The organism is Nocardia sp. NPDC060255, from assembly GCF_042727395.1.
Classification (GTDB): Bacteria; Actinomycetota; Actinomycetes; order Mycobacteriales; family Mycobacteriaceae; genus Nocardia.
Map to the genome: position 1 here is coordinate 49,201 of NZ_JBHXAU010000039.1, position 5,456 is coordinate 54,656.

7 protein-coding genes are annotated in these 5,456 nt (G+C 68.2%); 3 read left to right on the plus strand and 4 right to left on the minus strand.

The features are described 5' to 3' along the window. Positions 1 to 127: 127 nt before the first annotated feature. Entirely contained in the window at positions 128 to 481 is a 354-nt protein-coding gene (locus tag ACFWF1_RS41360; protein ID WP_379283894.1) for a hypothetical protein, read from the minus strand. A gap of 36 nt (positions 482 to 517) precedes the next feature. Next, positions 518 to 1,093, minus strand: a complete 576-nt coding sequence (locus ACFWF1_RS41365) for a CGNR zinc finger domain-containing protein (RefSeq protein ID WP_379283895.1) — start codon at positions 1,091 to 1,093, stop codon at positions 518 to 520. Between the two features lie 94 nt (positions 1,094 to 1,187). Between ACFWF1_RS41365 and ACFWF1_RS41370 the strand changes: the two genes are divergently transcribed. Next, the gene (locus ACFWF1_RS41370; protein WP_379283897.1) at positions 1,188 to 1,598 is read left to right on the plus strand and encodes an SRPBCC family protein; all 411 of its coding nucleotides are present in this window, start codon (positions 1,188 to 1,190) and stop codon (positions 1,596 to 1,598) included. Position 1,599: 1 nt separating this feature from the next. Here ACFWF1_RS41370 and ACFWF1_RS41375 read toward each other — a convergent pair whose 3' ends face one another. Further along, positions 1,600 to 2,862: an HRDC domain-containing protein gene (locus tag ACFWF1_RS41375; RefSeq protein ID WP_379283898.1), complete on the minus strand. Its 1,263-nt coding sequence runs from the start codon at positions 2,860 to 2,862 to the stop codon at positions 1,600 to 1,602. A gap of 145 nt (positions 2,863 to 3,007) precedes the next feature. Continuing rightward, positions 3,008 to 3,646 (minus strand): DUF3000 domain-containing protein, encoded by a 639-nt coding sequence (locus tag ACFWF1_RS41380; protein WP_379283900.1) that lies wholly within the window; start codon positions 3,644 to 3,646, stop codon positions 3,008 to 3,010. 175 nt (positions 3,647 to 3,821) lie between these two features. On the opposite strand from ACFWF1_RS41380, the gene hemE reads away from it, so the two are divergent. Beyond that, positions 3,822 to 4,877 carry a uroporphyrinogen decarboxylase gene (gene hemE / locus ACFWF1_RS41385; protein WP_379283901.1) on the plus strand — a complete coding sequence of 352 codons (1,056 nt, stop codon included), beginning with the start codon at positions 3,822 to 3,824 and terminating at the stop codon, positions 4,875 to 4,877. Beyond that, positions 4,877 to 5,416, plus strand: coding sequence for a uridine kinase (locus ACFWF1_RS41390; protein ID WP_379283902.1), 540 nt, complete (start codon positions 4,877 to 4,879; stop codon positions 5,414 to 5,416). Before hemE ends, ACFWF1_RS41390 begins: the two co-directional genes overlap by 1 nt. Positions 5,417 to 5,456 lie beyond the last annotated feature (40 nt).

Genomic DNA, 5,456 nt, shown 5'->3' on the forward strand with positions numbered 1-5,456 from the left:
GCGTTGCCGCGTTGCCGCGTTGCCGCGTTGCCGCGTTGCCGCGTTGCCGCGTTGCCGCGTTGCCGCGTTGCCGCGTTGCCGCGTTGCCGCGTTGCCATCGTGGGTATTTGAACGACCACAGCTGACGTCAGCGCCGCCTTGCCGCCGCGATGAATAGCGGTACTGCTACGAGGAGGCGGCCCGTTCGGGCGCGCGCTTTCTGTTCGACCACCCAGGATTCGGCGCGATCCTTGTCGAGGTTTGTGCTGGCGACTGCCGCTGCGGCCAGGCCCGTCAGCATCGGGAGCATGAGTTCGTCGGTGAAGATCGGCGTACGTGCTTCGACGGTGATGTCGTGGAAACCACTGGCCAGCAGCAGGTTCCGATAGGCTCGCGCGGAGCGAGGGCTGGTGATCGCGTCGGCGCGGGCATGCACCACGGTGCGGGTGGTTTCCAGGTCGTCGGAGTCGACGATGATGGCATCCCAGTCCTCGCACTTCAAAGCAGCGATGTCCGAGCGCCTACTTCGGCCGAAAGCCTAGCCCGCGGCCCGGCGTCGTTGTGAGGCACGGACTTTGACCCGATTGCCGCACACGTTCATCGAGCACCAGGTGCGACCGTGGTTGCGGGATTGATCGTAGAAGGCCCAGCGGCAGCTTGGTTCCCGGCAGGCTTTGAGGCGCGGCCAGGTGCCCGCGGCGACGGCGGTCGCGACGTCGGCGAGCAGGATGGACAGTGCGTAATCGACGGGCTGGCGGGTTTGTGGGACCAACCGTGGTAGCCCGCCGGTCACGTCGAGGTGCAGGGGTAGCGCGGCGGTGAGCGTCGCGAGTTCTGTTCGCGCCGTGGGGTCGAGACCGTCCGGGCGTGGGCTGGTGACGGGTTCGGCGTTGTTCTCGGCGAGCAGAGCGCGCAGACCTTCGCGTAGCCAGACGGCGCGTTCGCGGTCGTCGCCGTCGGCCTGCGCGCAGACGGGCAGCAGGTCGTGCGTGTGCAGCCAACTCGTCAACTGTTCGGGCGTGCCGAGGGCGTCGCTGTCCGCACTGCGCGTGTTGATGAAGTCCACGATGCGCTGCAATACCGCGGGCCCACCCGCGACGATTTCACCTGCCACGACACTATCTTAACTATCTATTGACGATGGGTAGTTAGCTAACTATCGTTCAGCCAACGGTAGTTATTCAGGACTGGAAGCAAGGAGTCCCCTGATGGCATCGGTCAAGAAAGAGCTCATCATCGAGGTCCCCGCCGAGAACATCTGGGCGATCATCCGCGATTTCGCAGCAGGCCCGGTCCGGATGGCACCCGGTTACGCGATCGACAGCAAGCTCGACGGCCCGGACACCCGCGTGGTCGACTTCGCCAACGGGACGACACTGCGCGAACGGCTCGTCACGATCGACGACGACGAACAGCGCTTCGTCTACTCGATCATCGGCGGCAGCGTGACGCCGGAGCACAACAACGCGACCATGCAGGTCTTCCCGCACGGCGACGGGCACAGTCGATTCGTCTGGATCCACGACGTACTGCCCGCGGAACTCGCGCAGGCGTTCGACGCCGGGATGGACGAGGGACTCCGCACCTTCAAACAGGCGCAGGAGAGCGTGACGTCCTGAGCTACTCGGCGGGCTTCGGCGTCAACGCCACGGTCAGCCGCGGCACGGCCAGCTCACGCTGCCAGGGCCTGGCGCCGCCCGACTTCAGGAAGCCGTCGATGGCGGCGGCCAGGTCGTCGGGGGAGTCGGGGACGCGGTCGTAATCCGGCAGTCCGTCCCAGCACAGGCGGCGGACCAGGTCGGGTGAGAGCAGGTTCTCGACGGGGACCGAATGCTCGGTGGACAGCTCACCCATCGCCGTGCGCGCGCGGGTCAGCCGGGCCGCGGCGGCCGGGTCGCGGCGCTCCCACCGGTTCACCGGGGGCGGGCCGTCGAACGGCTGGGTCAGCGGGGGTAGGTCGCTGTCCGGCATGGTCCGGCCGCGATCGACGGCCGCCAGCCACTCCCGGGAGTACCGCCGCTGGCGGGGCCCGCCGTACACCGGCAATGCGCGCAATTGCGCGATGGTCTTCGGGTCGGCGGTGACGGCCGCGATGATCGCGGCGTCCGGCAGGATGCGCGCGGGCGCGACATCGCGGGCGCGCGCCAGGGTGTCGCGGGTGGTCCAGAGTTCACGGACCACGGCCAGCTGCCTGGTCCGGCGCAGATTGTGGATGCCGGAGGTGCGCCGCCACCGGTCGGCCTTCGGCGCGGGCGGCTCGGTGGTCCGAACGTGCTCGAATTCCTGTGCCGCCCAATCGGTTTTGCCTTGCGACTCGAGGTCTTCGGCGACCGCGTCACGCAACTCCAGCAGCAGTTCGACATCCAGCGCCGCGTAATTGAGCCACTCATCGGGCAGCGGCCTGGTCGACCAATCGGCCGCGCCGTGCCCCTTGCGTAGTGCGTGGCCGAGCAGGTTCTCCACCATCGCGGCCAGGCCGACGCGTTCGAAACCGGCCAGCCGGCCGCCCAATTCGGTATCGAACAGTCGCTGCGGGCGCAGGCCGAGCTCGGCCAGACCCGGCAGATCCTGGTCCGCTGAATGCAATACCCATTCGAGCTCATTGATCGCGTCGGCCAGCGGTGCGAGCGCGTCGGCGACCGGAATCGGATCGATGAGGAAGGTGCCCGCACCCTTGCGGCGGAGCTGAATCAGGTAGGCGCGCGCCGAATATCGGAAACCAGAGGCGCGTTCGGCATCGACGGCGAGCGGGCCGGTGCCCGCGGCGAGACGAGCAGCGGCGGCGGTGATTCGAGCGGCGGTGTCCAGTACCGGAGGCACGCCATCCACGGGCGCGAGCAAAGGTGGCGCGCCGGTGGGTTCGGATTCGTCGGGTACGGACATGTTGTTGAACTTTACGTGCAGTGCCGCAGCGGTCGTCGTCCTATCGGGCTTCCGTGTGTCGGGAAGGCGAACAACAGCGGAATCGATGGATGCTTTCCTTGATGACAACGTCGCGTCGGCCGCTGGTCTTCCCGTGCCGCCGGGGCTACCGCTGATCGTTGGACAGGTCGGGTCGCATCTGCAGCTCGGTGATACCGGCCGGGGGGAGACCGGCCGCGTAGGCGAGTACCTCGCAGAAACCTTCCACGTGCGGGCGCATGTCGTTGCTGATCGCGGTCCACGAGGCGCGCAGCTCGAGCTGATGGGCGCGCGGCGGGCCTGCTATATCGCCGTAGCGCACCGAACTGGTCGAGGTCACAGTCCCGCCGAGGGCGGTGAACGGTTCCGAGCGCGACTCCAGCGCGTCGACCAGCCAGCTCCAGGCCACCTCCGGCAGCAGCGGATCGTTGGCCAGCGCGGCATCGATGTCGGCCTGGATGTAGGCGACCAGCCGCAGCGTGCCATGCCAGGCCTCGTCACCGTCCGGGTCGTGCAGCAGGATCAGCCTGCCGAACGCGTCGCCTTCCGAATCGACCGGCACGACACCGGTTTCCGGGTGTTTTACCTCAGCACCGAGTGCGTAAGAGTAGGGAGCCAGACGTTGCGGCGGCCGGATCGGCGCCAGCTCGATCCGAGGGTGCACGGTAGCGGTGCCCATCGCATCGACCGCGGCGCGAAATTGAGCTGGCTCGCCATGGGGTCCCTCGGTCGCTGCGGCGCCGTCGCGGAAGTCGAGCGGTGTCACGAAGGGGACGGTAGACCTTGTGCACCCGGCACAGTCGGAGGCGCGCCGCTGTATTGCTGCGGCGTCCGCGGGCCATTCCGTGCTTCCGCGCGTTGCGCGCTTCGGCGTGTCGCGTTCGGGGGAGGTGTCCACCGGCGTGCGCTGGGCCGGATCGCGGCCCTTACGATGGGCATCGATGAGCACTCATACTCGCCGCCGCCTGACCGATGCCCCGTTCCTGGCCGCCGCTACCGGGGCGACGCCGAGCAGGCGTCCGGTGTGGTTCATGCGGCAAGCCGGACGGTCGTTGCCGGAATACCGCGAGCTGCGCAAGGGCGTCGGCATGCTGGAATCCTGCTTCGATCCGGAGCTGGTGTGCGAGATCACGATGCAGCCGATCCGCAGGCACGGGGTGGACGCGGCGATCCTGTTCTCCGACATCGTCGTTCCGCTGAAGGCCGCCGGGATCGACCTCGACATCGTGCCCGGCGTCGGACCGGTCGTCGCGTCGCCGGTGCGCACCGTCGACGACGTGCGCGCGCTGCCGCGGCTGCGGCCGGAGGAAGTGGGTGCGGTCGCGGACGGGGTGCGGCTGCTGGTCGACGCGCTCGGCGAGACGCCGCTGATCGGGTTCGCGGGCGCGCCGTTCACGCTCGCGTCGTACCTGGTCGAGGGCGGGCCGAGCAAGAACCACGAGCGCACCAAGGCGATGATGTACGCCGACCCGCAGACCTGGCACGCGCTGCTCGGTGCGCTCACCGACATCACCATCGTGTTCCTGCAGGCTCAACTCGACGCCGGCGTCGACGCCGTGCAACTGTTCGACTCCTGGGCGGGTGCCCTCTCCCTCGCCGACTATCGGCGCTTCGTGCTGCCGCACTCCGAACGCGTCTTCGCCGAGGTCGCCGACGCGGGTGTGCCGCGCATCCACTTCGGTGTCGGCACCGGCGAACTGCTCGGCGTGATGGGTGAGGTGGGCGCCGATGTGGTCGGCGTCGACTGGCGGGTGCCGCTCACCGACGCCGTGCGGCGGGTCGGACCCGGAAAAGCGTTGCAGGGCAACCTTGATCCGGCTGTGCTCTTCGCGGGCTCGGCCGCGGTCGAAACCGAGGCGCGGCGTATTGCCGCCGAGGCTGATGAGGCGATCACGTTGGGCGCCAAGGGACACATCTTCAACCTCGGTCACGGTGTACTGCCCGACACCGATCCCGGTGCGCTCACGGCGTTGGTCGAGTTGGTGCACGAACTGTAGTGCTCGCGGAGATCGTCGCGCGCGTGGTCGCGAGCGAACCCCGGCTCGGTTCGACCAGGTTGGTCGCGGTCGACGGTCCCGGTGGAGCCGGAAAGTCAACGCTCGCCGCACAACTCGCACGCGAGTGTCACGCGTCCGTGGTGCCGACCGATAGTTTCGCCTCATGGGACAACACGCTGAACTGGTGGCCGCGACTGGAAAGTCAGGTACTCGAACCACTCGGGCGTGACGCTCCCGGCAGATACCAGCGCTACGACTGGGATCGACGAGCACTCGCCGAATGGCACGAGATCACCCCCGGCGGCGTGGTGGTGCTGGAAGGCGTGTCCGCTGCCCGAGCCGCCGTCCGCGCTCGCCTGTCACTATCCATCTGGATCGACACCCCACGACCCCTGCGATTGTCCCGCGGCCTCGAACGCGACGGCTCCGCCGCGCTACCCCTCTGGGAGCAGTGGATGGCAGACGAAGACAACCATTTCGCAGCAGACAACACCCGCGCCCACGCAGACATCATCGTGAACGGCACCGCCCAACTCTGATCTCCAGCCCAAGACGCCCGAGCAGGCCTCGCTCGCGGCC

Excerpts from the sequence above, each read along its gene's own strand:
- ACFWF1_RS41375 (WP_379283898.1), bottom strand. The coding sequence starts at position 2,862 with ATGTCCGTACCCGACGAATCCGAACCCACCGGCGCGCCACCTTTGCTC.
- ACFWF1_RS41370 (WP_379283897.1), top strand. The coding sequence starts at position 1,188 with ATGGCATCGGTCAAGAAAGAGCTCATCATCGAGGTCCCCGCCGAGAAC.
- hemE (WP_379283901.1), top strand. The coding sequence starts at position 3,822 with ATGAGCACTCATACTCGCCGCCGCCTGACCGATGCCCCGTTCCTGGCC.